Raw genomic sequence first — 26,860 nt, 5'->3', positions numbered from 1 at the left:
ACAGCGGGTCGCCCTTCATCCCGCGGTGGCCGTGGATGGCCTGCTGCACCCGGCGCCGGCACCGGTCGAGCGCGTCCCCGGCGAGGCGGACGACGTGGAACGGATCCATGACCGCCACCGCGTCGGGGAGCTCCTCGGCGGCGGCGGTCTTGAAGCCGGTGAACCCGTCCATCGCGACGACCTCGATCCCGTCGCGCCAGGTGTCGGGTCGGGCGGCGAGCCAGGTCTTGAAGGCCTCCTTCGAGCGACCCTCGACCATGTCCAGCAGCCTGGCGGGGCCGGTCTTGTCGCGGATCGGGGTCAGGTCGATGATCACGGTGACGTACCTGTCGCCGCGCCTGGTGTGCCTCCAGACGTGCTCATCGACGCCGATGACCCTCACGCCGTCGAAGCGGGCCGGGTCGTCGATGAGAACACGTCGGCCTTCAGCAAGCACGGCGTCGTTGACGGTGTCCCAGGCGACGTCGAGTCCCTCGGCGATCCGGGTGACGGTGAGGTGCTGCACGACCAGCGCTTCGAGCGCCCACTGCAGCCCACGGCGCGAGAGCTTCGACCGCGGCTCGGCCGCACGGGTGGTGTCTTGGCGCCACACGTGCCCGCAGCCGGTGCAGCGGTAGCGACGCACCGCGACCTCCAACACCGTCGGTCGCCACCCCAGCGGCTCGTGCGCGAGCCGACGGATCACGGTGTCCCGAGCAGCGCCTTCGGCGCCGCAGCGTCGACACCACTCGTCCGGGGTCAGGACTCTGCAGGCGAGCACCGCGCGGTCGGGCTCGAGGCGCTGGCCGGTCACGACGAGGTCGAGTTCGTCGAGTCGGCAGAACGTTGTCAGGTCCGGGCGAGCGAAGCGGGCCCGAGCGGTAGCGACAGGCAACGACGTCAGACCTCCGGATGTCAGGCGTGGAACGTCATCTTCCGAAGACCTCGACCACGATCTAGCCACCGTCGCGCCGGAGTCGCTTCGATCAACGAGTACACCTCATCAGAAGCCCGTTGCCAAGGCCTTGCTCCGTTGTGAGCGACGACGTCGTGGGGATGGGGATCTCAGTCAGTGCAGGGCGCCGAGCTCGACGAGAAGAACGCCGGCGATGATGAGTGCGATGCCGCCCATCATGAGCGCGGTGAGCGGCTCCTTGAAGAGGGCTTTGGACGCGACGGCCGTTAGGGCAACTCCGGACGCTGCCCAGATGCCGTAAGCGACACCGAGGCCCAGGCCCTCATTAAGGGCGAGGGTGAGAAACGCGAAGGCCAGGAGGTAGCCGCCGGCGACGGCGGCGTAGTAGGCGCGGACGCCAGTAGCTGCCATGCGCAGCGAGAGGGTAGCGCTGACCTCGGCAATGATGGCTCCGAGGAGGAACAGGTAAGCCATCAGGTGGCTTCTTCGAGGTTCTTGGCCGCGTGCTGGGAGCCGAGTTCGACGGTGAGGACGCCGGCAATGATGAGGACGATGCCGACGCCCATGAGTGCGGTGAGGGTTTCATCGAAGATCAGCGACGACATCACGGCGGTGGTGGCGACACCGAGGGCGCCCCAAATGCCGTAGGCGACGCCCAGCGCCATGCCCTGACGCAGAACGAGGGCGAGGAGAATGAACGAGGCGATGTAGCCAGCCGCGACGAGCACGTACAGTCCGGGTCGATCGAGTGCTCCCTTCAGCGACAGCGAACCGGTGACCTCGCTGAGGATGGCCCCCGCGAGCAGTAGCCACTTGGTCATGAGTTCTCCTGGATGAGGTGGTGTGCGAGTGCTCGAATGGCGTCGGTGTCCTCGTCGGATAGGGCGATGCCGTTGCCGGCGGTGTTGAGCCAGATGCCGTCGGCCAAGAGTCGGACGCCGTGGAGGCGGGCCCGCTGGTCGGCCGGAAGGGTCTCGGGGACGTCGACCCAGGCCCCCATGCGGCTGTTCCATCGCTCGGTGAGCGGCTCGCGCAGGCGGGGGTCGGTGAACATGACCAGGTCGCCGTAGTCGAACGGCCCGTCGCAAGCCCAGTCAACGTAGGCGGCGAGGCGTTCGCTGATCGTGGGTACGTTTGGGTTGGTGGTAGCCAGGCGGGCGGCCAGATCCCGCTCGTAGCCGTCGAGGAGGTGGTCGATGACGGCGGTCATCAGTGCTTCCTTGGTTGGGAAGTGGTACATCAGGCCAGCCTTAGTGATTCCTGCAGCGCGAGCTGCGGACACCAGGGAGACAGAGGCGCCAGTGCGGGCCCACGCAAGAGTGCTGGCGAGAACGCCGCCTCGCGCCGACGGTCGGTGGGCAGGTGCACTAGTACTCATATCGACAACTCTACCTACCGGTAGGGTAAGTAACAAACTCATGGTGAGCTGGGCCTCCCGAGCTGAGCGTCAGCATGCTAAGAGCGTGACCGCCCGGCACCTACGACGCCCCGGCCAAGGCGATCAACGGATGACTCGAACACCTCTGTGACTTCCGCGCGTGGGTTCCGAAACCTCATCAACTATCGCTAGGCCACTACTCAAAGCCGGCGACTTCCAGACCGCGACTACACCCTCGATTGGGATGAGCCGGTTAACTCCCGGCTGGGTAACGACGCTACGCAGCCATCACCCATCGAATCGCTGCTGTGCCAACGCGCCCCAGGCGCTCATCACCCGGCCGCGAATGCAGCTGCAGTTCGCTTCGCGCCCAAGACGGAAGAACCGCGACCGCGCCACGTACAAGGAGCGAGTAACCCGGCCGCGCACCGCGTGGAAGAGGCGGGTCGCGCAGGAGGAAGTGTTGAGCATCGAGGCAGTCCCTCGTCGCGTGCAGCGCAGGCCGGTACGTCGCCAGCTGCTCGAGCATGGCGACCATCGTTGTCGGGGCGTGCGTCACCCCGAGCAGCTGCGCCGAGTGGCGTGCCTGGTCGACGTAGGTGTCGTACTGCGCGGCATCGAGGTGTACGTGTCCATACAGCTGGTGGGCGCGCGCGAAGCAGAACGTCTCGGCGACGTGCACCCACCGCAGCAGGTCCGGGTCGCCCGCGCGGTAGGGGGTGGCTTCGAACGTGCCCGTGACGGTCTCGTGGATGCGTCGCACCGCGGCGATCATGGCTTCGGCGTGTTCGATCGTGCCGAACGACGTCGTCGCGATGTAGTGGCTGGTGCGCTGCAACCGACCCCACGGGTCGGATCGGTAGCCGCTGTGCTGGGCGACGCCGGCCATCGCAAGCGGATGCAACGACTGCAGCAGCAAGGACGCGAGGCCCCCGATGAACATGGAGGCGTCGGCGTGCACGATCCACAACGGGTCGTTCTCGTCGAACCAGCGAGGCCCGGGCGAGTCCCAGATGCGGGCGCGCGCCCGCTCCGCGTCGGGCCCGGCCACACCGTCACGCAGCTTTAGCGACAACTGGCGCCGAAGAGCAAAAACCGCATCCATGCGCCCATCGTGCCAGGCCCCCATCACACCCACGGACGGCACGTACACGCTCGCACCACAAGCTGCTTCCCAGCCGTCGGCTGCGAACGCGCCGCCCCGCATGCCTCCGGCCCCCCGGTCGCTCAGCACCAACATGACGACTCGAGCGCTGACAAACAGAGGACCATACGATGCCGATGTACGACCTGAGGTCGGCTCTGCAGGACGATCCGGTGGCAGGCGATGAATGAGGCCCTGGGCAAGAAAACCTGGCGTCTTCGTGGGCCAGGCTGGAGTGCGCTGCGCGTGTTAGGGCGAAGGCGCGTCGGATCGTATCTGTACGTCCCCTATTGTCCGGTCTGTGCGAGCCAAGCGGCCCTGACGGAGGCGGTGCGTGCTACCGCCGGTCACCGCCATCCAAGAATGACGTACCCGCGCGGCAAGATGGAAGCCATGAACCTCACCCGCCCCGAAACCACGCACGACGTCGTCATTATCGGCGCGGGCAACGCCGGCATCGCGCTGGCCGCTCGGCTACGTCGTGACGATCCCGATCTGGACATCGCCATCGTCAGCCCCGAAGGGCTGCACACCTATCGCCCGCTGCTTTCCTACGTTGGTGCAGGGCTTGCGACGCTGCGCAGGGCGCAACGGCCTCAAAGCAAGCAGATCCCTGCGGGATGCACTTGGTATCGCGAATCGGTCGTCGAGTTGACCCCCGCTCCAGTCTCAGGCGAGGTGGACGCGACAAGCGCGCATCAGGTGCATACAGATGCCGGACGGCGTATTAGCGCCACCGACGTCGTCGTGTGCCCCGGCACCCATATTGACTGGGACGCCACCCCCGGACTGCGTCAGGCATGCGCTTCACCTCACGCCTCGACGAACTACGAGCCGAGCATGGCCAGCGCAACATGGGACATGCTCAAGAACCTGCGCCAGGGCAACGCGGTGTTCACCATCTCGAGCCGCAACGCACCCTGCCCGTCCGTTGGCCTAAAGCCACTGTTTCTCGCCGCGGACCACTGGCGCCGCGAAGGACGCCTGGAGAACATCACGATGACCGTGCTCAACGAGAACAGCGACTTCACCGGCCTACCCCGCGCGAACAACGAGATCGACTCCCGCCTGCGACACCTCGGTGTCCACGTGCGTTCCGGTATCACCGTTGAATCTATCGACGCTGACTCGCGCCACGTCACCACGCGCGACGTCGACGGCAACGCTACTCATTGGCCCTTCGACGCGTTGCACGTCGTACCAGCCCACCGTGGCCACGACTGGGTCGCCGACGCGGGTATCGCTCGACCCGGGACAGGCCTGATTGACGTCGACGAGCGCACCCTGCATCACCGGCGAAACGACGGGATTTGGTCACTAGGGGACGCCGCGCAACTCGGTACCGCCTCCTCTGGTGGCGGTCTACGACGCCAGGTCCCCGTCCTCAGTGACAACCTCATCGCACGCCGCAACGGCAAACCCCTCGCGGCCCGCTATGACGGGTACAGCGTCGCACCAATCCCGATCGATCGTCGCCGCCTCATCTTGGCAGAGTGGGACCGTCAGGGCCACGAGGAAAAGACCCTGTCATTCATCTCTCTGGCGCGGCCCAGAATGGCCACTTTCGCCTTCGACCTCTTCGCCCAACCGCTGGTCTACTGGCATCGCCTCCTGAAGGGGAAATGATCCAGGCAAGAGCGGGTCAAGCGCCTCGGTCGAGACCATCAGCGAGTAGGTATCGAGCGTGCCTGGTTGCGATCGGCAGCGCGGCAGTCAGTGCCACAGCGGGAACCGACACGGCATTGGCCTGCTGCTTATAGAACCCGCAAGTTGCATTCTCGCCCCGCCGATAGCTGAGCGGCAGGGGTCGTCTCTGAAGCGTCCCGGGTTTCGTGCCGCTCCTATGCGGGTGCCAACTCTCGGTTGAGGTTGGCGTAGTAGGCGGTCTCGTACTCGGCCGGGGTGGTCATGGCCAGAGACGAGTGGAGCCTTCGGTTGTTGTACCACTCGACCCATCCGGCGGTGGCGTACTCGACGTCGGCGATGGTCTTGTACGGGCTGTCGTGGAAGATCGTGGTGGTGATGCACTCGGTCTTGTACAGGCCGATGACGCACTCCATGAGTGCGTTGTCGTACGCGTCCGCGACGGTGCCGATCGATGCGGCGATGCCCTCGGCGGCCAGGTGCTCGGCGAAGCGCAGGCTGGTGTACTGCGACCCGGCATCGCTATGTGCGATCAGCTCGCCGGGTTGGACGGGGTGCCCGGCTCGGTCGCGTTCCCACAGCGCGATCCGCAGCGGTGTCAGGACCAGCGGTGTCGTCTTGCTCGTCGCGGCGTGCCAGGCCACGACCTTCTGGGAGTAGCAGTCCAGGACGAACGCGACGTACACGAAACCCGCCCACGTGCGTACGTAGGTGAAGTCCGCGACCCACTTCGTGTTCGGCGCTGCCGCGGTGAAGTCCCGGTTGAGCAGGTCACCAGCCCGATGCCCGTCCTTGGCCGGGATCGTGGTGCGTACCGGACGGCCGCGGCGTACCCCGTTCATCCCCGCGACGCGCATGAGCCGATCCACGCGACCGGCGCCGACCTGGTGACCTTGCCTACGTAGCCAGGCGGTCATCTTGCGACGCCCGTACAGCCCTTCCGGGGTACCGACGAGGTCGTGCAGGACGTTGAGCAGGACCGCGTCGGACGTGTCACGGGCCGATGCGCTGCGGTGGCGCCAGGCCCGGTAGGTGCGTGCGGCGATCTGGCAGCCCTCCTGGCGGAGCACCCTGCAGACCGACTCGACCGCGTGCCCCTCGGCGCGCATCTGATCGATGAAACCCATGATCATCGGTTGCGGGGGTCGAGCTCCCCCGCGAAGAAAATCGAGGCCTTGCGTAGGAGCTCGTTGTCCTCGCGCAACCGCTTGACCTCGCTGCGCAGACGACGCAGCTCGGCCAGGTCGTCGCTGGTCGGCCCGTCCTTCAGGCCGGCGTCGACGCGGTGTTGCGAGACCCAGCGGCGCAAGGTTTCACGGCCCACGTCGACCTTCGGTGACACCAACGCGACGGCCTTGGTGACGGACCCGGCTTCCTCGACGCGGTCCAGGACCATCCGCACCGCGCGGTCCTTCACCTCGGGATCGAACTTCTTCGGCATGAACAACATCCTCTCGAACTCGAAAGGAAGCGGCATCACACCCGGGACGCTTCATCTCTGCACACCGAGCAGCAGGGTGCTCAGATGCGAACCCCAGCGTCTCTCAGAGGTGTGCAAAACCCTTGGCCAAACTCAGGGCGCCAAAACCGTCTCCAGATGATGCGTTTTGCACTCCGCGTGCGTGGAGCCAACTGATGATGACGTGGACGTGTGGCAGCGAGCCGGGGCTTATCTCCGAGTGCACGGGGCCGACACGCCGCATGGCGCGTCACCTCAACCGAGTTCGGGCTCGTCTCTGCGTGTATGGGGCCGATCTGCGGAGGGTGAACCCGTGGCCACACGAACCGGGCTCATCTCCGCGTGCGCGGGGCCGACTTTCGCCCACTTCATCAGCGTGTTGCGGGTCAGGGCTCATCTCCGCGTGCGCGGGGCCGACTTGACGATGAGGATGCCGAACTCGGTGCCGGCGGGCTCATCTCCCCGTGCGCGGGGCCGACGATCACCCCAGCCACAGCGGGCGGTGACCCCGGGGCTCATCTCCGCGTGCGTGGGGCCGACGTGGACTCGCGCTCATGGCGTTGATCCCGTGGGGGCTCATCTCCGCGTGCGCGGGGCCGACGGCGCCGTTGCCGCCGGTCGTGGATGCGGGCCGGGCTCATCTCCGCGTGCGCGGGGCCGACCGACTTCAGGGATGCGAACCTCGATCCCGCGGGGGCTCATCTCCGCGTGCGCGGGGCCGACGACCAGGGGCCGTCGTCGATGTGAAGGTGCATGGGCTCATCTCCGCGTGCGCGGGGCCGACCCTTGCGGGGTGCTGTGTTTCCGCGCTTTTTAGTTGGTGGGAGAAGCGTTTGCCTTCACTTTCGCTTTCCCGTCGGGGGGAGATGACCGGACGCGATTACTCGGCCGGGGTGGCCCACCTCGCGGTGGGTCTTCCCGCTTCGCAGAACGCAGCGCGACAGATGTCTCGATACGCACTCCACGGGCGTTTTGCGACTCCTCCATGCCGGGGGCGTCGTGGGATGCGAGAGCGGTGCGAAGGACGTTCTTCGCCGCGTTGACGTCACGGTCAAGCACCGTGGCGCAGTTCTCGCAGTGGTACACGCGTTCCGACAGGGGCAGATTGGCTTTCTCTGCCCCGCACGTCGAACACGTCCTGCTCGTGGGAACGAAGCGCCCTGAGGGCAGGAGCCGCGATCGGTACCACGAAGTCTTGTAGGTGAGTTGTCGCCGCATCTCGGCGAAGCTCGCGTCGAGGATGGAACGGTTGAGGCCCGCTTTCGCGGCGACGTTGCGGCCAGGCTTGTCGATGGTGCCTCGTGCGCTGCGCGTCATGCCGGCGACGTTGAGGTCTTCGACCGCGACGACGGCGTGCGAGGTCGCGAGCTGCTTGGTGATGGCGTGCAGGGTGCTCGCGCGGTGCTGGGCGACGGCGGCGTGCTCTCGCGCGAGACGGGCTCGAGCCTTGATGCGGCCCGTCGTGGGTGTGACACGTTGGCCACGCTTGGGGGCGTCGATGAGGTCGCCGTTGGGTAGGCGCCACTTGCTGCGCGACAGGGCGCGCTGGGCGCGGGTGAGCCGCTTCTGCGCCGCCCGCAGGTGGCGCGGGTTGTCGATGATGGTGGCGTCGCTGAAAGCCATCAGGTGGTGCACACCCACGTCGACCCCGACCGCGCCTGCGGCTCGCTGGCGCGGGGTGGGGTGGTCGGGGATGTCGAGTGTTTCCAGCGCGAGGATGCTCACTGACCAGCCGTTGCCCGCGCGGGAGATCGTGGCTGACTGGATGCGTGCGACGCCGCGACGGATACGCCGGGCGAGGTGGCGGATGTTGCCCTTGAGCCGGATGGAGCCGGTGACGGAGATCTTCTTCGGCAGCGTCAGTCGGCGGTAGCCGTCCGGGCGGATGCTGGGACGCTTCACGTCGTGGGCCAGGGTGAAGCTGTCGCGGCAGCGCCCCTTGGACTTGAAGCGGGGGTAGCCGACGCGCCGCCCGGCGCGTCGACCTGTCAGGGAGTCGAGCCAGTTCTGCCACGCCGTGTCGGCTTGGCGCATCCCCGAGACCCAGCTGCGGCGGTTGACCTCGGTGCGCCAGGCGTAGTCCGGGTCGCGGTCGAACGCCTTCTCGTTGGTTTGGGATGTGGGGATGCGGTAGTAGCGCGAGGCGTCTTTCTTCGCGGCGGCGAGGGCCTGATCTGCGTCGAGGTGGCCGTAGCGGGTGTAGGTCAGATCGGCGACGCACGCGCTCCACATGCGGTGGGCGTGCACCTTGGCGCCGAGGGCCCAGTTGAAAGCGGCGCGGGAGGCGCCCGCATGAGAGGCCAGTGCTGCGGTCTGTGCGTCGGTCGGGTCCAGGGGGACGCGGTATGCGCGCAAGATTTCACGAGTGGTCATGGGGTGCCTCCTTCCTTGGTGAGAACCTAGTCGTGCACACCGACAACCCCGGAATTCCGGGGAATCTATGGGGTTGGGGGGTGTGGAGCTTCGTCGCGTTGTTGCGGGCTCGGGGTGGGACCCGTGCGCGGCCGTATGCGCGCGGGGATAACCCACTTGTTACGTACCCGCGTCTCGACGCCGCGCTCTGCCCACACGACGCGGCAGTGCCATAGTGAACCTTCGACACGTTGCTCGATGAGCAGGGCTTGCACCCACTCGCCGTCGACATACAACTCGACGTGCCCATCACGCGGTGCGACCCCACGAGGAAGCTCCCACGGGCGGTCGTCGGGGTCTTCGGGGATGCCGGCGCGTACCCCGATCGGTGCGACGTGCCCGTCCTTGCGATTCATCCCGCCAGCCATCGTTCCATCGTGGCACGTGGCGCCGACAACGGCTTATCAGGCAGGTCGCGACGTCCTGCGCAGGCGGGAAGCCGCTCACCAAGGGGGTGTGAGCGAGGGTGTCACTCCGGGCGCCCACGGAGCGGGGGTGGTGAGTCCATTGGACTCACCACCCCCGTCGTCCTGCTAGCTCATCTGAGGACCCTGGTGAGAGAGTCCGGAAGGAGAGTCGCCGTAGTCGCTGTGGCGCTGATGGCGCGCTGCCAGCGCATCACGCACTCTCGGGCTACCCTCGGCGTTGATCTGCTGCTGGGTGCGAGGCGGGGACGGCGAAGCTGAGTCGGTCTCCCACTCATCCCACGCCTGCTCCCACAGCGCCGATTCATCCTCATCCTGATGGCCCCTGGTCGCCGCCGCGGTCTCGGTGGCCTGAGCCTGCGGGGCGACCGGTGTGGTGACCTCTTCTTGCGGTTCTCCCTGCTCTTCGTCCGAGTCCTGGCCGCGCATCACTCGCTCGAGTTCGGCGACCTTGTGACGCACGGCCTGCAGTTCGGCTTCACGGGCGAAGGGCTGCCCAAGGTTCGCCTCGGCCGTCACCTTGTCGCGCTGTGCTGCGTCGAGTCGCTGCTCCGCCCTCGTCAGTGCTCCTTCCATGCCGGCGAGAGCGTTTTCCATCTTGGTGACGACGCCGTGCGACCCGGGTAGTCCCATGAGCGCGAACGCGTCGTCACGCACGAAGACGTCGTCGGGGGCTGCCTGCATCTGGAGGTTCGCCTTCGTGACACCCAGGCTGGAGTCGACGACCACGTCGAACCGGTGCCCGCCCAGCGTCACCAGGGCCTCGAGCGTGACAGGTTCTCGCGTGACGCGGGCGCGTGACGCGGCTGCGCCGAGGTGCTCACGGATGGCGTTGGCAGCTTCGACGCGCTCGGTGAAGACCTGGCCCGCGACGGTGGCGCGGAACGCGTCACCCTTCGTCTCGGTACGGTCCACGATCGCGTCATTCAGCGCCGGGATGCGTCGCGAATAGCTACTGATCGCGGTATTCGCCGCGTCAACCGCCTGACGGGTCTGGGTCTGTGATCGCCGGTGCGCGGTCGCCAGGCTCTCCAGGACCGACAGGTCTTGGTCGGCCTGGGCTTTCTCCAGGATGAGGGGGTTGTCCGAGGCGATCGCCTTGACCTCGCTCATGTTGAACGACTGGCTCGTCTCGATGTCCTCAGCGGTACGCGTCGCGGAGCCCTTGATGCACGTCCGCTTCGACTCCAGCTCCCGCAGGTCCGTGACCTTCGCACCCGGCAAGAAGTTCAGCGCCACGACTCTCCGCCATGATCGGTCTCGAGAGGCCCACCCCGAGCGCCTGCCGCCGACCTCACGACGCGGGTGTTGGCTCTCGAAACCGCTCTCGAACGGATCGTCTCAGAACGTGCCGACAACGATGGGGTTTGAGAGAGAGGTCGACCTGCTTGCAGTGCGGCGAAACTCGCGCTGATGTATGCCGAGCAGTTCTCGGCCGCCGCAAGCCTGTCCGGATACTTCAGCCCGCACGAGGACGAGATGACGGGTTCGTTGTTCGGTGGGCAGGAGAAGCTGCGACAGGAGAACGACCTGACGTGGCGACGCCAGCACCTGCCGATTCCCCACAGCGCGATCTTCGCGACGATGGGCCAGGCCGAAGGTGGTGACGAGGGCATCGAGAACACCCGCGCGTTCATGGCGATTGCGCGGGCACCCCTCACGACGAAGTTCGAGGTCGTCGACGGCGGCGGCCACAACTTCGGCACGTACCAGCGCGTCATGCCCGATGCGTTCGCGTGGCTCAGCACCTACATGGGGCGCTGACCGGCAGACGACGTGGCCCGTCGCCAGTGTCCACGAAATCAGCCCCCGTTCGACGAGGCCGGCGGCCCAGCGGCGAGATTCGGGCAAAGCAAGAACTTGAAAGCGCAATGACCTCTAGGATCGGCGGGTGACGTGCCGACCGCCGTCACCCCTCCCACCTCGAAGGAAACGCCCAGATGAACCGTGCCCTCGCCCTGGCCGGCGCGACGACGCTCGCCGCCGCCACCGCCTTCACCGCCACGCCCGCCCTGGCCGCGGCGACCGTCACGACGCGCGTCGCGAACCTTGCCGTGACACCGACGACGGTCAAGAAGGGCTCGAGCATCACGCTCAAGGGCCAGGCGCAGAAGCTGGCGAAGACCTGGACGGCGACGCCGGGTGCGTCTGTCGTCGTGTTCTTCGACGCTGACGGTTCTGCCCCGAACACCGCGCAGCGCACGCTGAAGGCCGATGCGCGCGGCAACTTCGCGACGTCGATGGCCCCGCAGGCGAGCGGATACTGGAGTGTTCAGCTCAAGGCGACGTCGACGAACAAGGCCTCGACATCGACGCGTGTCTACGTCAAGGTCACGGCCCCCGCGCCATCGCGCGGCAGCGCCATCGTCATGCCGAAGGGCAGCGTCAACTGCCCCAGTTGGGCGCCGATCAAGGGCAATGCGTCGAGCCACATCTTCCACAGGCCCGGCCAGCGCTTCTACGCCAAGACGCAACCCGAGATGTGCTTCTCGACGCCGGCTGCCGCGATCAAGGCGGGGTATCGCGCGTCGAAGATCTGATCGCAGCCCATGATGGCGGGTACTCACGGGTAGGCGCGCGGCTGCCCGCCTACCTGTGAGTGACCCGCCACCCTGAGTCTCGGCCCGGCCCTCGCGCCACGCGGGGGAGGCCGTCACGAGACAATGGGTCGATGGGAGAGCGGGAACAGCACGAGGCGGGCCTGAGCACGGCCGAGGTGGAGGAACTGACGCGTCGTGGGGAGGTCAACCACGCCCCTGACGACAGCATGCGCTCGACGTGGCAGATCGTTCGAGCGAACCTGTTCACACGCATCAACGCGATCTTCGCGATCCTCGTGGCCCTCGTCGTCGCGACGGGCTCGCTGCGCAACGCGCTGTTCGGGCTCGCCATCGTCATCAACAGCATCGTCGGCATCGCGCAGGAGCTGCGCGCCCGTCACACGCTGAAGCAGCTCAGCATCGTCAACACGGCCGAGGTGACGGTACGGCGCGACGGCGAGGCGAAGAAGATCCCGACGACGGACATCGTCACCGGTGACATCGTCGAGCTGTCGTCCGGTTCGCAGATCGCCGTCGACGGTGTCGTCGTGCGCGCCGACCACCTCGACGTCGACGAGTCACTGCTGACGGGCGAATCAGACCCGATCGACAAGCGCAGCGACGACGACCTGCGCTCCGGCAGCTTCGTCGTCGCGGGCTCGGGGCTGATGCGCGCCACCGCCGTCGGCGGAGATTCGTACGCCGCCAAGCTCACGGCCGACGCCGGCGAATTCACGCTCGTGCGCTCCGAACTGCGCAGCGGCATCGACAGCATCCTCAAGGTCATCACCTACCTGCTCATCCCCGCCGGCCTCATCACGATCGTCAACCAGCTGCTGCTCGCGCGCGACGACTGGAAGCAGGCCGTCCTCGGCATGGTGGCCGCACTGACCCCGATGGTGCCCGAGGGCCTCGTGCTGCTGACGTCCGTCGCGTTCGCCGTCGGCGTCATCCGCCTCGGGCGCCGTCAGTGCCTCGTCAACGAGCTGCCAGCGATCGAGGGCCTCGCGCGCGTCGATGTCGTCTGCGCCGACAAGACGGGCACCCTTACGGAGCCGGGTATGACGCTCGAACGCGTCGAACCGCTCGGTGACACCGACGAGGGCAGTGCGAAGGAGGCACTCGCCGCCCTCGCGCACGCCGACGAGCACCCGAACGCGACGATGCTCGCCGTCAAGGACGCGTTCGGCGATGCGCCGGGTTGGGGCGTCGAGGCGCGGGCGCCGTTCAGTTCCGCGACGAAGTGGTCGGGCGTCTCGTTCGCCGGGCACGGCAACTGGGTCATGGGCGCCGCCGACATCCTGCTCGACCCCGACAGCGCCGACGGTGAGCGCGCAACGGAGGTCGGCGCGAGCGGCGCTCGCGTGCTGCTGCTCGCCGAGGCGGAGACGCGCGTCGACGCCGACGGCGCGCCCGGCGAGCTGACGCCGCGCGCCCTCGTCGTGCTCGCGCAGAAGGTGCGCCCCGACGCCGCGAAGACGCTCGAGTACTTCCACGACCAGGGCGTCGAGGTGAAGGTCATCTCCGGCGACAACGCGCGCAGCGTCGGCGCCGTCGCCGAATCCCTCGGCCTCGGCGAGGCCGACCAGGCGCTCGACGCACGCAAGTTGCCCACGGACACAGCCGAACTCGCCGACGCGCTCGACAAGGGCGTCGTGTTCGGGCGCGTCAAGCCCGACGGCAAGCGCGCGATGGTGCGGGCGCTGCACAGCCGCGACCACATCGTCGCGATGACCGGTGACGGCGTCAACGACGTCCTCGCCCTCAAGGACGCGGACGTCGGCGTCGCCATGGGCTCCGGCAGCGACGCGACACGCGCCGTCGCCCAGATCGTCCTGCTCGACAACAAGTTCGCGACGCTGCCGCACGTCGTCGCCGAGGGCCGCCGCGTCATCGGCAACATCGAACGCGTCGCTCACCTGTTCCTCACGAAGACGATCTACGCGGTGACGCTCGCCCTCGTCATCGGCCTGCTCGGGCTCGGGGCGCACCTGTTCCACACGCCCTCGCTCGCGTACCCGTTCGAGCCGATCCACCTGACGATCGCCGCCTGGTTCACGATCGGCGTTCCTTCGTTCGTGCTGTCACTGCTGCCCAACAGCGAACGAGCGCGCAGCGGATTCGTGCCGCGCGTCATGCGGTTCGCGATTCCGTCGGGGCTCGTCATCGCCGCCGTCACGCTCGCGTGCTACCTGCTCGTGCGCCACGGCCAGGGCGGCGGTGCGGACGCCGTCACCGACGCAGGGTTCGGCGCCGGGCACACCCAGATCGCGACGGCGACGCTCACGACGCTCATCGCGTGCAGCTGGTGGGTGCTCGTCATCGTCGCGCGTCCGCTCGACCGCCTGCGTCTCGCGCTCGTGACGGCGTGCTTCCTCGCCTACGTCCCGATGTTCCTGCTGCCGTTCACCCGTCGCTGGTTCTCGCTCGACCCGACGAACCTGTCGAGGATGGCGATCGCGGCTGCCTGCGCGCTCGCTGGCGTCGCCGCGCTCGAGGGTGTGCACCGCGTGGTGGCGCGACGTCAGGGCCAAGCGCCCGCGGTGCACGGCTGAACGTGATGACCTTGCCCGAGATCGCGTCGTTCCCGACGCGATCTCGGGCAAGGTCACCGCGAGCCGTACGACATCACGCGCCGAGATCGTCCAGCCGAGCGATCCAGGGGTGGTTCGGTTCGGTAAGCGTCAGGGCATCCCGCAGCCATTCTCGTGTCGAACGCTCGAGCAGTGGCGCCGTGACGGTGAAGTCGCGCTCGTCCTTGTCGCGTAACCCGCGCGATTTCAAGAGCAGTTGCAGTTCCGGCCGGAGGTACCGCACGCCGTCTCGCTCCCACAGGGCTCGCGTCATCGGGAGGCGAAGGCGGGAATCGCGTTTGTAGACCCACTCTTGCTCGCTCCCCGGGCTGAGCAGGATGTCGTACTCCCAGGCGCTCGCGGCATCCGGCCTCGCCCAGATCTGCCCGCACCCGCGCGGGAGGACGTCGTCAGGCGCGCCATCCGCGTCGACGTCGGGAAGCAGTGGGGTCAATGAACCCGCCGCGGCGGCCCAGGCGTGCAGGCGTCCTGCGAGATGACGTCGAAGCAGGGGCAGGTCATCACGCAGTACGGACGGATCGATGTCGTCGTGTTCGCGTGATGCACCCGTGAAGGCCTCGATGGCCCAGCCCCCGGCGATCCACCACAAGCCGGGGTAGCTCGCGAAGAAGTGCTTGACGTCACTCGGGGTCAGCGGCGCCCACCTGCCGTAGAGAGCCAGGAAATCCTCGTCGGTGAGGTGATTCACGGTCATGCCAGCGAGACTAGGCGGAACACCGCGGCGGCGTGGAAAGCTGACGAGTATCGATTCCGTAGCCACGCCGTCGCGCTCGGACGCCCACTGGTTGCTGCCCATCAACCCCGCAGCGCACGCCGAGCACCAGCCCGACGACTGGCGCACCCGCTCGGACGCCACGGCGGTGTGGGCTGCCATCGGGCGCTCGCAGCCACTCGAACGCTGGTGCCTGCGCAGTGGCTACCGCACGATGCGGGCGGGGGACGTCATCTGGGCCTATCTCGCCGTGCGCCAAGAGGTGTGCGCTTTCGGTCGCGTGCGCGCGGTCGTCGAGGCTGACGGCGCCTGGTTCGTCGACGTCACCTGGGACGAGCACGCGACCCGGGCGCTGAACCGCAGCCCCGTCGCGCGAGGCCGTTTTCGGCCAGGTGCCGATGTCGACCTGCCGCGCGCGGGCGACGGCCGTCGAGGTGCTCTGCTGTGCGATGGAGGACCTGCTCTGACGCACCGTCCGGCGCGTCGACTTGGGCGCTCGTCAGGGGTCCCGCGTACTGTGGAACGGCAGACAAGAACACCGGGGGCAAACGGGAGGAACACGTGAGCATGGCCGCTGACGGCAACGGAACGACGAACGATGGACGAGGCGACGACGGCACCGCGAAGGCGCTGTCGAAGGCTGCGGTGGCGCGCCGCACCGTGCTGAGCGGCGCGGGCGTGTGGGCGCTCGCCGCATGCAGCACGTCGTCGAAGTCGGACGGCTCCGGCAAGGGCGTCAAGGCCGACAGCTCGGCCAAGGCGTCGGCGTCGTCGGCGAGCCCGCAGGGCAAGACGATCGGCGACGGCTCGATGAGCGACACCGGCCCGCAGCCGGGGCTCTACAAGCCCAAGAAGCTCAAGAAGGGCGACGTGCCGCCGCAGTTCGTCGTCGTGTCGTGGGACGGTGCGGCCGAGCTCGTCGACAACCCGTTGCTGTCGCGCTTCCGCAAGGTTTCACGTGAAACCGGCGCGCACATGACGCTGTTCCTCTCCGGCATCTACTTCCTGCCCGAGAGCAAGAAGACGCTCTACCATGCGCCGCACCACAAGCCTGGTGCGACCGACATCAACTTCCTGCCCGATGACTGCGTCCACGCGACGATCAAGGGCATCGGTGAGTCGTGGACTGAGGGCCACGAGATCGGTACCCACTTCAACGGCCACTTCTGCGGCCCGACGGGTGGCTCGACGTGGTCGCCGAGCGACTGGGGCAGCGAGATCGATCAGGCCCGCTCGTTCGTCGCGAACTGGCGGACCAACACCGGATTCCACGACCTGCCGCCGCTGCCGTTCGACTACGACAAGGAACTCATCGGCGGACGCACGCCCTGCCTCGAGGGCGGCGACAACCTGCGCACCGAGGCCTCAAAGCTCGGATGGCGCTACGACACGAGCAAGAGCACGCTGCAGATGTGGCCGAAGAAGGACAAGGGCCTGTGGGACATGAGCCTGCAGTCCATCCCGCTGGCCGGCACGCGCTTCCAGGTGCTGTCGATGGACTACAACATCATGTTCAACCAGTCGAAGGTGACGAAGGGCAACCCGGCCATGCACGCGACGTGGCGCAAGCAGGCCGTCGACTCCTACATGGCCGGGTTCAACCGTTCGTACGAGGGCAACCGCGCTCCGCTCGTCATCGGCAACCACTTCGAGGGCTGGAACGGCGGCATCTACATGGACGCCGTCGAGGAGGTCATGCGCAAGGTCGCCGCGCACAAGGACGCGAAGATGGTGTCCTTCCGTGAGCTGTGCGACTGGATGGACGCGCAGGACCCGAAGGTCGTCAAGAAGCTGCAGGCCCTCGCTCCCGGCGAGACGCCGCCCGGTGGCTGGGACGAGTACCTCGAACTCACCTGAGCCACTGCCCGGCGCCCCGGCTGGGTACACGCGGAACGGCCCGAACCTCTCGTGAGGTTCGGGCCGTTCCGCTGCCGGGTGTCGGCGAGGGCCGCCAGCAAGACTGGCCGCTCGCCGGATCCGTCATCGGGTGCGACGGCGAACGACGAGCGTGCCGCCCGCTGCGGCGAGAAGCGCGCCGCTCGCGAACGCAGCGGTGGTGTTCGTCGAGCTGCCCTCGTGCGTCATGTCGGTCTGCACCTTCGGGCCCACAGTGGTCGAACCCGTCGTCGTGCCGCCGGGGGTTCCCGGCTTGGACGGCGTGGGCACGGGCTGCGCCGACGCGCCGATCTTCACGTCGACGGTCTTCGTGACGTGGGAGTTGTTGGCGTCACCGCAGTACCAGAAGTCGAGCTTCACCTTGTATGTGCCGGGCTTGGTGTAGCGGTACTGGTCAGGAGACGAGAAGTTGAGTGGCGAGACGCCCTTCGAGGTGCACTGCAGGACGCCGGAATCACCGCCGGTACGGCCTTTGCCGTCACCGAAGTCGACACTCATGGAGATGGGGCCAGGGGTACGAGTCGTCGTGTGATCCGGCCCGTTGGCATAGTGCTGCGTGCCCTTGAGGTTGAAGTTGAATGCGACGGTGGTGCCGTCGGTCGTGTAGGTGATGCTTGGAGTCGCCGACACGCCGGGCCCGGCCGTAGGGGCTGCGTAGGCGGGGGCGCTGAACAGGGCGGCTCCGGCGAACGTCGTCAAGCATGTGGTGCGGACAAAACGGTTCATGGCATTTTCCTGTTCTCGAGTCGGTGCGTGTTGGACACACCTCCTTCTTCAGTATTGCCGTGTGTGACGTGGAACACGAGAGCTCGAGCCGAGAACTTCGACAGCCGACGGTGGGCGCGTCGGCGTTCGGCCTCCCGGCGTTCGGTCGCCAACCGCAACGGCCACCGCCACGCCGCCGGCCGGGATGCGGGGCGAACGCGGGGGACAATGGGGTGCGCACCCTCGTCCGGAGGGGGTCGTGACGGGGGGGAGGACCATGGAACGCGACCGACGCTCGAGCGAGACACGCGCGAGCACCGACCCCTCGCGCGCCCTGGCCCCGGTCCGCGAATCCGGCGCGGGTGAGGCCGCTGAGCCGGTCGTCATGATGGGCGGCCTCGGCCGGCATCTCGGGCTGGCATGGCTGGAGAACGTCTTCTTCTTCGCCGTCATGATCTGCTCGTTCGTCTTCGCCGTGCTGCTGCTACGCGAGGCGACGTGGTCGTGGTCGCTGCTCCTGTTGCTCGTCGGGTTCTGGGCCGTCATGGCCTACCTGGCGCTGCCACGGTTGCACCGCGTCCTCACGACGATCTACGTGCCCGACTACTTCATCGGCTGCAGCCGTACGACGGACGGGCGCCTCGGCGATCCCCTCAACCTCGCATTCATCGGCGACGAACAGCAGATCCACGAGACGATGACGCGCGCCGGGTGGGTCAAGGCCGACCCGGTGACGCTCGGGTCGAGCGTCCGCATCGTCGTGTCGTCGCTGCTGCGCCGCAGCTACGCCGAGGCGCCCGTCAGCCCGCTCGTGCTGTTTCGGCGCACGCAGGAGTTCGCCTACCAGCAGGAGGTGGACGGCAACCCGTCGCAACGTCACCACGTACGGTTCTGGCCGACGCCCGACGAGTGGTTGCTGCCCGGCGGCCGGCGGGTCGATTGGCTCGCGTCGGGCACGTTCGACTCCGGCGTCGGCCTGTCGTTCTTCACGCTGCAGGTCACGCACCGTATCGCCCGCGACATCGACACCGAACGCGACCACGTGCTGCGCACGGTGACGGACGCCGATCCGGCCGTCAGCGTCGAGATGCTCCACGACTTCACGAGCGGCTACCACAGCCGCAACGGCGGCGGCGACGCAGTGATGACGGACGGCGACCTGCCCGTCGTCGACCTCACCGCCGTTGCCGTCGCCCCGGGCGCGACGGTGTACGGCGCCAGCGAGGACGGGCAGGTGCTCGGCACGGTGGGGCGTCGCCCGCCATCGATCGTCGCGGCCTGCGTGCTCGCGGTGGCCTCTGCCCTCGTGTCGATGGCGGCGCTCGTCTGGGGCGGCGACGGTGTTCTGGGGCCGAACGGCCGGGACGTCCTCGGCGACGTTCCGGCCGAGTTGCCGACGAACGTCGCCCTGTGGATCGGGGTATTGACGTATGTGCCGATCCTGTGGCTCGCGTACCGCACGTTCTTCGGCGGGGTGTGGGCGCGACTCATCATGATCGCTCTCGTCACCCTGTCGCAGGCGAGCCAGATGTGGCAGTACCTGCAGGGCACGCGGCCGACGTTCGGCGCGTTGCTGTCCCTCTCCGTCGACCTGCTCGTCGTCTATGCGCTGACGAGCCTGTCGGCGCGCGATTGGGTCGAGCAGGGCCTCGTCGAGGGTGAGGGCGCCGCGGCCTGACGGTGTGGTGTTTCACGTGAAACGCGCTCGTGCTCTGCTCGTGGCTGACAGACTCGCTCGCCCGGTCAGTCAGCGAGGGTCTGCTCGATGCCCTCACGGTACGACCCGCGACCTCAGGGGCCGATGGCAACCTCTACACGGGTCAGAACCCGCAGTCGACCGGCGCCCGCGCCGAGCGGATCCTCGCCGACCTCTCCTGACGTCTACGGCTGCCCCGGCGCGACGGGCGTCGCGCCGGGGCAGCCGTGCGCTTCGCTCAGGGGTGAATGTGACCAAGAACCGCCGATGTGGCCATGAGTCGCGAAGGTGGACGAAATTCGCAGAGGTGGACGTAGATCGCCGTTGCGTACGGGGCGGGTGAGCAAGGTCACGGGAACGAGGGTTTCGTTTTTGAATAGTCCATGTGGAATAGTCATCGCGTGACCACAACAGACCCCCTGGAAGTGGCGCCGCTGGCGGTCGCCGTCCTCAGTCTTCTCGCGGAGCGCGACATGCATCCGTACGAGATGATCCAGACCCTCCGCGCGCGCCGGGAGGATCAGTGGGTGAAGCTGCGGCCCGCGTCGCTCTACCACAAGGTCGACGGGCTCGTGGCGCGCGGCCTCGCGGAGGTCGTGGGCACCGAGCAGGACGGCAACCGCCCGCCCCGCACGACGTACCGCCTCACGGACGCGGGGCGCGAGCTCCTCGTCGCGTGGATCAGCTCCGCCATCACCGTCGTCGAGAACCCCTACTTCTCGTTCTCCCTCGCCCTCGGCGAGCTCGAGGCTCTCGGCCCGGAACGCGCGGCGCGCCTGCTCACCGAGCGCGTCACCGTCCTGGACGAGCACATCGCCCAGATGCGCGACAGCCTCGAGCAGGGGCGCAACCAGGGCGCGAAACGCATCTGGATGCTCGCCCACGAACACCGCCTCGCCACTTTGACGACCGAGCGCGACTACATCGCCTCCGTCGTCCATGACATCGAATCGAAGGAACTCACATGGCCGACCAGCCACTGACCGACGACGCGTCCGCGACGTCGGGCGCGCCTGCGGCTCCCGCCGCAGGCGCCGCCCACTCTGACGCGGGCGCGTCCGTCGCCACGGGCGCCCCGCCGCAGCAGTCCGCGTCGGGGCGCCGAACTGCGGCAGATGCGGGCGCGAAGACGCCGGGCGCCGCGCCCGACATCAACCCGTGGGCTGCGCTGAGCGCCCTGCTCATCGGGTTCTTCATGATCCTCGTCGACTCGACGATCGTCTCCGTGGCGACCGAGACGATGGTCGACAAGCTCGACACGAGCCTCAACAACGTCCTGTGGGTGACGAGCGGGTACCTGCTCGCCTACGCGGTGCCGCTGCTCATCACCGGACGCCTCGGTGACCGTTTCGGCCCGAAGAACCTCTACCTCATCGGCCTGGCCGTGTTCACGTTGTCGTCGGCCGCGTGCGGCTTCGCCCCGAATGTCGGCGTCCTCATCGCCGCGCGCGTCGTCCAGGGTCTCGGTGCGGCGATCATGACGCCGCAGACGATGGCCATCATCACGCGCATCTTCCCCGCGGACGGTCGTGGCAAGGCCATGGGCGTGTGGGGTTCGACGGCGGGTGTCGCGACGCTCGTCGGCCCGATCCTCGGTGGTGTCCTCGTCGACCATGCCGGGTGGGAGTGGATCTTCTTCGTCAACGTGCCCGTCGGCCTCATCGGTCTCGCGATGGCGTGGAAGCTCGTGCCGTCGCTGCCGAGTCACGCGCACAAGTTCGACCTCGTCGGGGTCGCGCTGTCGGCCGTCGCGCTCTTCTGCGTCGTGTTCGGCATCCAAGAAGGCGCGCAGTACGACTGGGGCACGATCACGGGCATCATCTCTGTGCCGCTGCTCATCATCCTCGGCCTCGTCTTCTTCGTCCTGTTCATCCTGTGGGAGCGGCGATACAGGGGTGAGCAGCTCGTGCCGCTGCACCTGTTCGCGAACCGCAACTTCTCCCTTGCCAACATCGCTATCACGTCCGTCGGGTTCGCGATCACGGCCATGTCGTTCCCGATCATGATCTACGCGCAGGCCGTGCTCGGTTACTCGCCGACGAAGGCCGCGCTGCTGCTCGCGCCCATGGCCGTCATCTCCGGTCTGCTCGCCCCTGTCGTCGGTGGTCTCGTCGACCGCAAGCACCCCGCGATCCTCGCGGGCTTCGGGCTCGTCTGCTTCTCCGTCGCCCTGTTCTGGTACGGCCGGATGCTCGGCGCCGACACGTCGATCTGGTGGCTGCTCGCCATCGCCTGCCTGCTCGGTGTGGCCAACGGGTTCATGTGGGCGCCGCTCTCGGTGACGGCGACGCGCACCCTCGAACCGCGCTTCGCCGGCGCAGGTTCGGGCATCTACAACACGACACGTCAGATCGGCGCCGTCATCGGTTCCGCCGCCGTCGCCTCCCTCATGGATTCGCGCCTTCGCCACCACCTCGGTGAGCAGGCTGCGGGTGGCGCGCATCAGGCGGGCGGCGGTCACATGCCGACGCAGGTCGCCGAGCAGTTCGCCCGCGCCATGGGCGAGACGCTGTACCTGCCGGCCGCGGTGCTCATCGTCGGCATCATCGCCGCGGTGATGTTCACCAACCCGCACCGCAGGACGGGCCGCCACGCGGCCGACGCTCACTGAGCGCCCGAAGCCGAGGGCTCCGGACGAACATTGCCCGCGAACGCGTCAATGATGACGCGTTCGCGGGCAATGTTCGTCCGGGTTCGATGGGGTGGTCGCTCGATCCGTGCCAAAGGTCCCTGGCCCCGGGGCGCGTCGCGGCCCTAGCGTGAAGGTGAGACCCGGCGTCGGGCTCATCGCAACATTCACGAGAGGTGCCTCGGATGGCTGACAACACGACCAAGCCCATCGTCGTCGGAGTCGACGGATCGCCGTCGTCGCTGAGCGCCCTCGAATGGGCCGCGCAGCACGCCGAGCTGACGAAGCAGCCGCTCGAGGCCCTCGCGACGTGGCAGTGGCCCACCAACTACGGCTACGCCGTGGCGTTCGAAGCCAACTTCGACCCGGCGCAGGAGAGCACGCAGATGCTCGACGAGATCGTCGCGAAGGTGCAGGCCGACCACCCGAGCATCGAGGTGCGACCGCACGTCATCGAGGGCGACACGCGCAATGTGCTCGTCAAGCGCTCCAAGGAGGCGGCGCTGCTCGTGCTCGGCAGCCGCGGCCACGGCGAGCTGACGGGCATGCTTCTCGGCTCCGTCAGCGGCTACTGCGTCACGCACGCCGACTGCCCCGTCCTCGTCACGCGCCACTGATGCGCCACTGATGCGCCACTGACGCGCCACTGACGCGGCGCGGCCCGGCGCGTGACCGGGCCCGCGACCTGACGCGTCGAGGACGCGTCGGCTCCGATGGCGTCTGCACCCCGGCGGACGGTGGCGCGCGGCGCCGTCACGGGAGTAGGTTCGTGCCATGAGTGACACGAGCAGCGAGAACTACACCCCCGAGGTCGACCAGCAGGACGGCGGCCCCGGCGCCCAGACCGGCGGCGACGGCGGCGAGAACAATGATGTCGCGAGCGGCGGTCGCAGCGACGAGGGCAGCACCGACGAAGGCCAGCACGCCGACGCCGACGAGAGCTGACGGCGGCCGCCGCTGAGCGCGGTGGTTTGCCGCGAGCGTCGGCAGGCATGACACGACGCACGCGCGCACGCCTCACCTGAACACGACGCACGCGCCCCGGCGTCGAACCTGCGTGGCCGCGAGCCCCGCAGGTGACGACGCGACCGGGGCGCATGCGTCGTGCCGCTCTGGGACCATGGGGCAGACCCCGATCCGAGGAGCCTCATGCCGTCCACCGCAGCCCCCGCGCCGCCGCGCGTCAGGTTGCTCCTCGCACGCTTCTCGCACACGGGTCTCGTGTTCGCCGCGCTGTTCTACATCATCGCGAACACGCCGTCACTGCTGCCGCGCCCCTGGTGGATGCAGGGCCTCGTCGCGGCGCTGAGCGGGGTGTGCGGGTACGTTCTCGGCCTCGCGCTGGGGCGCCTCGTCCACGCGACGGCGCGCTGGTTGGGCCTGCGTGTCACGATGAACCCGCGTCGACGCGTGCTGCTCGGCCGCATCGGCATCGCGTTCGCGGCCCTGATCGTCATCAGCTTCCCGCAGGCGACGATCGACTGGCAGCGGGAGGTCAGCCGCCAGGTCGACGTCGACGGGCCGGGGTGGTGGTATCCGACCGGTTCGACGCTCGTCGCGGTCGTCGTGTTCGTCCTGTTCATCCTCGTCTGGCGCGGCCTCGCCGGGCTCACCCGCTTCTTCCTCACGAAGGTCTCCTCACGCATCGTGCGGGAGGCAGCGGCCCGTCTCGTCGCATCGGTCATCACGGTCGCGACGGTCGTCGTGGCGATCGACGTCGTCGTCGAACCCGCCGTCCTCGCCGTCGTCGGGGGCAACGCAGACCGCGTCAACCAGCAGATGCCGCGCGGTGAGTACGCACCGACGTCGTCGTTGCGCAGTGGTGGCCCCGGCTTGCCACTGACGTGGAACAGCCTCGGCCAGGACGGCGCGAAGTTCGTCGCCGCGGGGCCGGACGCGAAGCAGATCGCCGACGTGACGAAGAAGCCAGCCAAGGAGCCGGTGCGGGTGTTCGTCGGCGCGAATCAGTCGTTGGAGAAGAGCGCCGACCTCGCGGTGGCCGAGCTCGACCGCACCGACGCCTGGAAGCGCAAGGCGATGCTCGTCATCACGCCGACGAGCACCGGATACGTCAACCTGTGGGGCGCTGCCTCGTTCGAGTACCTGCTCGGCGGCGACACCTCGGCGGTCGGGATGGCGTACTCGAACCTGCCGTCGGCGTTCGGCCTGCTCACCGCGCCCCGCGATCCCGGCAAGGCGTCGCAGATCCTCCTCGAGAAGGTGCGGCGCCGCGTCGACGCCATGCCCGCGGCCCAGCGCCCGAAGGTGTACTTCACCGGCGAATCGCTCGGCGCCTACGGCGCGGACGACTCGTTCGACTCGCCGCAGCAGATGTTGGAGCGCACCGACGGCGGCGTCCTCAGCGGCACGCCCGCCTTCTCGCCGAACCGAGCGCGGCTGACGCGTGAGCGCGCGCCCGGCTCGACGACCATTGACCCTGTCATCAACGGCGGGCGTCACATCCGTTTCGCGGGCGAACCGTCGCAGCTGGGCGCCGACGAGTACGACCGCCCTCTGGGCGCGTGGCAGAAACCGCGCGTCGTCTACCTGCAGCACCCGTCCGACCCCGTCGTGTGGTGGTCGCCGCGCCTGATGTTCAACTCACCCGAGTGGCTGCGTGAGACGCGCGACAACACGCCGATGGCGCAGATGAGCTGGGCTCCGTTCGTCACCTTCTGGCAGGTCAGCGCCGACATGCTCGTCTCCAACGAGGTGCCCGGCGGTTACGGTCACCGCTACTTCGGCGCCGAGATGGTGCCGGCCTGGGCGAAGGTGCTCGACGTCGACCCCGGCTCGCGCGAGGATGCCATCATCGACGCCGTGGGGCGCCGCTGAGCGCGCTCGCCGTCAGCGATCATCGCCCGGAAATCGTCATCCTCGACGCGTTTGCGGGCAATGATCTGGCGGGCCGTCAGTTCTGACGCGTCGGATCGAGCTTGCCCGTCATCGTCACCCCACCGGTGCTGACGGTGAAGCTCGCGACCGCGTTCGTGCACGTCATGCCGCTGACGTTGCTCGTGCACGTCGTTCCTGCGGAGGTGAAGCTGCTGCCGTAGCCGAGCACGGCCGTGCCGTCCTTCTTCGTCACCGGTGCGTTCGGCACGCTCGACGTCCAGCGCGCAGCCTCGCCGTCGGTGTCGAAACCGGGGTCACCGGTGAGGAAACCGACGCCCTTCGGCGTCAGCATGATGTAGTTCGCACCGCCGTGCTTCGCCGAGACCTCGGGGGTGAGGTGGCAGCCGACGACGCCCTTCGTCATGTCGCACCAGTTGCGGCCCGTGGGCGTCGTGAACTGCGACCATCCCGTCGCCGCGTACGCATACGCCGTCGCGGTGCCGCTCGTCGACGGTGCGCTGCTCGCGGAGGCGGTCGGCCCTGCCGAGTTCTGGCTGCCGGACGGCGCCGCGCCCGAGCCGGTAGCGCTCGCCTGCGGCGCTGCGGAGTCGCTCGCCGACGCACCGTCGCTCGCGCTCGGCGACGCGGACGAGGCGCTCGCGGCCGTGCTGGAGGACGTGCTCGGGGACGTCGACGACGACGCGGAAGAGCTGCGCTCGGAGGGCGTCTGGCTCGGTGCGGCCTGCTGCGTCGTCGACGACGCGGACGACTGCGCCACCGTGGCGTTCTGCGACCCGCCGTCCTGGCCATTTCCGCACGCGGCGAGCGCGAGCGTCAGCAGGCCCGCGGCGGTGAGAGCTGGGACGGTGCGCATGAGTTCCCCTTGTCGTCGAACGGTGCCGACACGTCACGCCGTGCCGCACCTCCACTGTGGCAGAGATGGCGGCCGTGGCGAAGGCGCCATGCCGACCGAGACGACCCGGCTGAAACCCGTGCCCGGCAGCCCGATTCGCTCACGTCACAGGTGGCCGCTGAGCGCCGCCATGCGGGATTCGAGCTTGCCGACAAGGGCGTCGAGCTCCTTGGAGTTCTCGGCGCTGACGGGCAGGACGTCGATCGAGATCGTCGCTCCACCGGCGAGGGAGCGCAGTTCGTCGAGCTTCGCGGCGAACGGCGAACTGCTGCCGGGTGAGTAGTAGTCGACGGCCGCGTCGATGTCGTTCGGGTAGAGGTCGGCCTTCGTCACGGCGATGACGACCCACATCGGCTTGGCTCGGCGCACCGCCATCGCGGCGATGCGGTGCGCGGTGATCGTCCAGTCCTCCAGCTCCGCGGCGAGCTGCTCCTCGCGCGTGCGTGACGGCGCGGCGCCGCTCGTGCCGCCGGCGTGTCGCGGCGTCGCGTGGCCGTAGGAGACGACGTGGACGATGCCGTCGACCGGCTCCTCGTAGAACACCTCGTCGAGGGCTGCGAGGCGCGTCGCGGCGTTGTCGCCGGGCACGACGCGGAAGCGGAAACCCTTGAGCCGCGGCGACTTCGACGTCCGACGCTCCATCGTCGCCGAGCCGGCCTCGGTGACGGCGTCGGGGCTCGTGCGGCGCGCGAGACGGTCGACGAGGCGCGTCTTGCCGACGCCCGTCATGCCCGTGACGGCGACCGTCGGGTAGCGGCGATGCACGAGGGAGGAGATCTTCTCGGGTGCCGCGGTGAGGGCGGTGAGGGCCGTTCCGGCCAGGCTGGCGCCGGCAGCGGCGAGGCCGGCGTTGTGGCGGGCACCGGTGTTCTTCGAGGTCACGGTTCACCTTTCGGCAGAGGCTCGTTCGACGCCGGGGCGCCGAGCACTTTGCCCTCTAGTCAACCCGAAACGTCGTCGAAACGCCTCTCCGAGGGTTTCTT

At 68.2% G+C, this 26,860-nt stretch carries 24 protein-coding genes, 1 CRISPR repeat array and 1 other annotated feature; of the genes, 12 read left to right on the top strand and 12 right to left on the bottom strand.

Annotated features, from left to right (window positions below; all coding sequences use genetic code 11):
• The 5 genes from EDC82_RS14395 to EDC82_RS14375 form a co-directional block, all read right to left on the bottom strand.
• The coding region (locus tag EDC82_RS14395) for an ISL3 family transposase (RefSeq protein WP_131941952.1) at positions 1-874 on the bottom strand (874 nt) is incomplete at its 3' end.
• A gap of 174 nt (positions 875-1,048) precedes the next feature.
• Positions 1,049-1,369, bottom strand: a complete 321-nt coding sequence (locus tag EDC82_RS14390; protein WP_006947550.1) for a multidrug efflux SMR transporter — start codon at positions 1,367-1,369, stop codon at positions 1,049-1,051.
• Positions 1,369-1,716 carry a multidrug efflux SMR transporter gene (locus EDC82_RS14385; RefSeq protein ID WP_131941950.1) on the bottom strand — a complete coding sequence of 116 codons (348 nt, stop codon included), beginning with the start codon at positions 1,714-1,716 and terminating at the stop codon, positions 1,369-1,371. The genes EDC82_RS14390 and EDC82_RS14385 overlap by 1 nt, the downstream gene beginning before the upstream one ends.
• Positions 1,713-2,135 (bottom strand): TetR/AcrR family transcriptional regulator, encoded by a 423-nt coding sequence (locus EDC82_RS14380; RefSeq protein WP_160126279.1) that lies wholly within the window; start codon positions 2,133-2,135, stop codon positions 1,713-1,715. Before EDC82_RS14380 ends, EDC82_RS14385 begins: the two co-directional genes overlap by 4 nt.
• Before the next feature lie 415 nt (positions 2,136-2,550).
• The gene (locus tag EDC82_RS14375; protein WP_040015183.1) at positions 2,551-3,378 is read right to left on the bottom strand and encodes an oxygenase MpaB family protein; all 828 of its coding nucleotides are present in this window, start codon (positions 3,376-3,378) and stop codon (positions 2,551-2,553) included.
• Between the two features lie 432 nt (positions 3,379-3,810).
• On the opposite strand from EDC82_RS14375, the gene EDC82_RS14370 reads away from it, so the two are divergent.
• On the top strand, positions 3,811-5,043 hold the full coding sequence (locus EDC82_RS14370) for an NAD(P)/FAD-dependent oxidoreductase (protein ID WP_160126275.1): 1,233 nt from the start codon (positions 3,811-3,813) through the stop codon (positions 5,041-5,043).
• Positions 5,044-5,258: 215 nt separating this feature from the next.
• On the opposite strand, the gene EDC82_RS14365 is transcribed toward EDC82_RS14370, so the two are convergent.
• The 3 genes from EDC82_RS14365 to EDC82_RS14355 all read right to left on the bottom strand — a co-directional run bounded on the left by EDC82_RS14365 (position 5,259) and on the right by EDC82_RS14355 (position 10,596).
• Positions 5,259-6,502, bottom strand: a protein-coding gene (locus EDC82_RS14365; protein ID WP_131940167.1) for an IS3 family transposase whose coding sequence is annotated in 2 segments (ribosomal slippage) — positions 5,259-6,229 and positions 6,229-6,502 — 1,245 coding nt in all. Because the reading frame shifts where the segments join, the coding sequence is not laid out codon by codon here.
• Positions 6,099-6,233: a sequence feature (AL1L pseudoknot), on the bottom strand. (Overlaps the previous gene by 135 nt.)
• Positions 6,503-6,726: 224 nt before the next feature.
• A CRISPR array of direct repeats spans positions 6,727-7,304; the repeat unit is 29 nt; unit sequence GGGCTCATCTCCGCGTGCGCGGGGCCGAC.
• Positions 7,305-7,333: 29 nt separating this feature from the next.
• Complete coding sequence (locus EDC82_RS14360; RefSeq protein WP_131941946.1) at positions 7,334-8,893, bottom strand: RNA-guided endonuclease TnpB family protein; 1,560 nt, start codon at positions 8,891-8,893, stop codon at positions 7,334-7,336.
• Positions 8,894-9,465: 572 nt separating this feature from the next.
• The gene (locus tag EDC82_RS14355) at positions 9,466-10,596 is read right to left on the bottom strand and encodes a hypothetical protein (RefSeq protein WP_131941944.1); all 1,131 of its coding nucleotides are present in this window, start codon (positions 10,594-10,596) and stop codon (positions 9,466-9,468) included.
• 174 nt (positions 10,597-10,770) lie between these two features.
• Between EDC82_RS14355 and EDC82_RS14350 the strand changes: the two genes are divergently transcribed.
• The 3 genes from EDC82_RS14350 (at position 10,771) to EDC82_RS14340 (ending at position 14,452) form a co-directional block, all read left to right on the top strand.
• Positions 10,771-11,121 carry a hypothetical protein gene (locus EDC82_RS14350; RefSeq protein WP_074041285.1) on the top strand — a complete coding sequence of 117 codons (351 nt, stop codon included), beginning with the start codon at positions 10,771-10,773 and terminating at the stop codon, positions 11,119-11,121.
• 176 nt (positions 11,122-11,297) lie between these two features.
• Positions 11,298-11,897 (top strand): hypothetical protein, encoded by a 600-nt coding sequence (locus EDC82_RS14345; protein ID WP_074041284.1) that lies wholly within the window; start codon positions 11,298-11,300, stop codon positions 11,895-11,897.
• A gap of 131 nt (positions 11,898-12,028) precedes the next feature.
• On the top strand, positions 12,029-14,452 hold the full coding sequence (locus tag EDC82_RS14340) for an HAD-IC family P-type ATPase (protein WP_074041283.1): 2,424 nt from the start codon (positions 12,029-12,031) through the stop codon (positions 14,450-14,452).
• Between the two features lie 73 nt (positions 14,453-14,525).
• Here EDC82_RS14340 and EDC82_RS14335 read toward each other — a convergent pair whose 3' ends face one another.
• The gene (locus tag EDC82_RS14335; RefSeq protein ID WP_074041282.1) at positions 14,526-15,185 is read right to left on the bottom strand and encodes a hypothetical protein; all 660 of its coding nucleotides are present in this window, start codon (positions 15,183-15,185) and stop codon (positions 14,526-14,528) included.
• Positions 15,186-15,276: 91 nt separating this feature from the next.
• Here EDC82_RS14335 and EDC82_RS14330 point away from each other — a divergent pair, with 91 nt between their 5' ends.
• Both EDC82_RS14330 and EDC82_RS14325 read left to right on the top strand, forming a co-directional pair.
• Complete coding sequence (locus tag EDC82_RS14330) at positions 15,277-15,768, top strand: hypothetical protein (RefSeq protein ID WP_370448839.1); 492 nt, start codon at positions 15,277-15,279, stop codon at positions 15,766-15,768.
• Between the two features lie 2 nt (positions 15,769-15,770).
• Positions 15,771-17,060 (top strand): hypothetical protein, encoded by a 1,290-nt coding sequence (locus tag EDC82_RS14325; RefSeq protein ID WP_131942120.1) that lies wholly within the window; start codon positions 15,771-15,773, stop codon positions 17,058-17,060.
• A 123-nt stretch (positions 17,061-17,183) separates the two neighbouring features.
• Here EDC82_RS14325 and EDC82_RS14320 read toward each other — a convergent pair whose 3' ends face one another.
• Positions 17,184-17,825 (bottom strand): hypothetical protein, encoded by a 642-nt coding sequence (locus EDC82_RS14320; protein WP_131941942.1) that lies wholly within the window; start codon positions 17,823-17,825, stop codon positions 17,184-17,186.
• Between the two features lie 256 nt (positions 17,826-18,081).
• On the opposite strand from EDC82_RS14320, the gene EDC82_RS14315 reads away from it, so the two are divergent.
• From EDC82_RS14315 to EDC82_RS14295, 6 genes are all read left to right on the top strand, one after another.
• Entirely contained in the window at positions 18,082-19,482 is a 1,401-nt protein-coding gene (locus EDC82_RS14315) for an LssY C-terminal domain-containing protein (protein WP_115296786.1), read from the top strand.
• A 419-nt stretch (positions 19,483-19,901) separates the two neighbouring features.
• Positions 19,902-20,483 carry a PadR family transcriptional regulator gene (locus EDC82_RS14310; RefSeq protein WP_040014584.1) on the top strand — a complete coding sequence of 194 codons (582 nt, stop codon included), beginning with the start codon at positions 19,902-19,904 and terminating at the stop codon, positions 20,481-20,483.
• Positions 20,465-22,111, top strand: a complete 1,647-nt coding sequence (locus EDC82_RS14305) for a DHA2 family efflux MFS transporter permease subunit (RefSeq protein WP_131941940.1) — start codon at positions 20,465-20,467, stop codon at positions 22,109-22,111. The genes EDC82_RS14310 and EDC82_RS14305 overlap by 19 nt, the downstream gene beginning before the upstream one ends.
• A 203-nt stretch (positions 22,112-22,314) precedes the next feature.
• A complete protein-coding gene (locus EDC82_RS14300; RefSeq protein WP_006945137.1) occupies positions 22,315-22,746 on the top strand; it encodes a universal stress protein in 432 nt (143 codons plus the stop codon).
• Positions 22,747-22,903: 157 nt separating this feature from the next.
• Complete coding sequence (locus tag EDC82_RS14680) at positions 22,904-23,074, top strand: hypothetical protein (RefSeq protein ID WP_006945135.1); 171 nt, start codon at positions 22,904-22,906, stop codon at positions 23,072-23,074.
• Between the two features lie 204 nt (positions 23,075-23,278).
• Complete coding sequence (locus tag EDC82_RS14295; protein WP_131941938.1) at positions 23,279-24,964, top strand: alpha/beta-hydrolase family protein; 1,686 nt, start codon at positions 23,279-23,281, stop codon at positions 24,962-24,964.
• A gap of 76 nt (positions 24,965-25,040) precedes the next feature.
• On the opposite strand, the gene EDC82_RS14290 is transcribed toward EDC82_RS14295, so the two are convergent.
• Both EDC82_RS14290 and EDC82_RS14285 read right to left on the bottom strand, forming a co-directional pair.
• Positions 25,041-25,838, bottom strand: coding sequence for a hypothetical protein (locus EDC82_RS14290; RefSeq protein WP_131941936.1), 798 nt, complete (start codon positions 25,836-25,838; stop codon positions 25,041-25,043).
• A gap of 144 nt (positions 25,839-25,982) precedes the next feature.
• Positions 25,983-26,759: a GTPase domain-containing protein gene (locus EDC82_RS14285; protein WP_131941934.1), complete on the bottom strand. Its 777-nt coding sequence runs from the start codon at positions 26,757-26,759 to the stop codon at positions 25,983-25,985.
• Between the last annotated feature and the right edge of the window lie 101 nt (positions 26,760-26,860).

It is taken from the genome of Dermacoccus sp. SAI-028, from assembly GCF_004346775.1.
Classification (GTDB): Bacteria; Actinomycetota; Actinomycetes; order Actinomycetales; family Dermatophilaceae; genus Dermacoccus; species Dermacoccus nishinomiyaensis.
The sequence above is the reverse complement of the archived record's forward strand: the minus strand, read 5'-3'. Positions and strand labels throughout refer to the sequence as shown.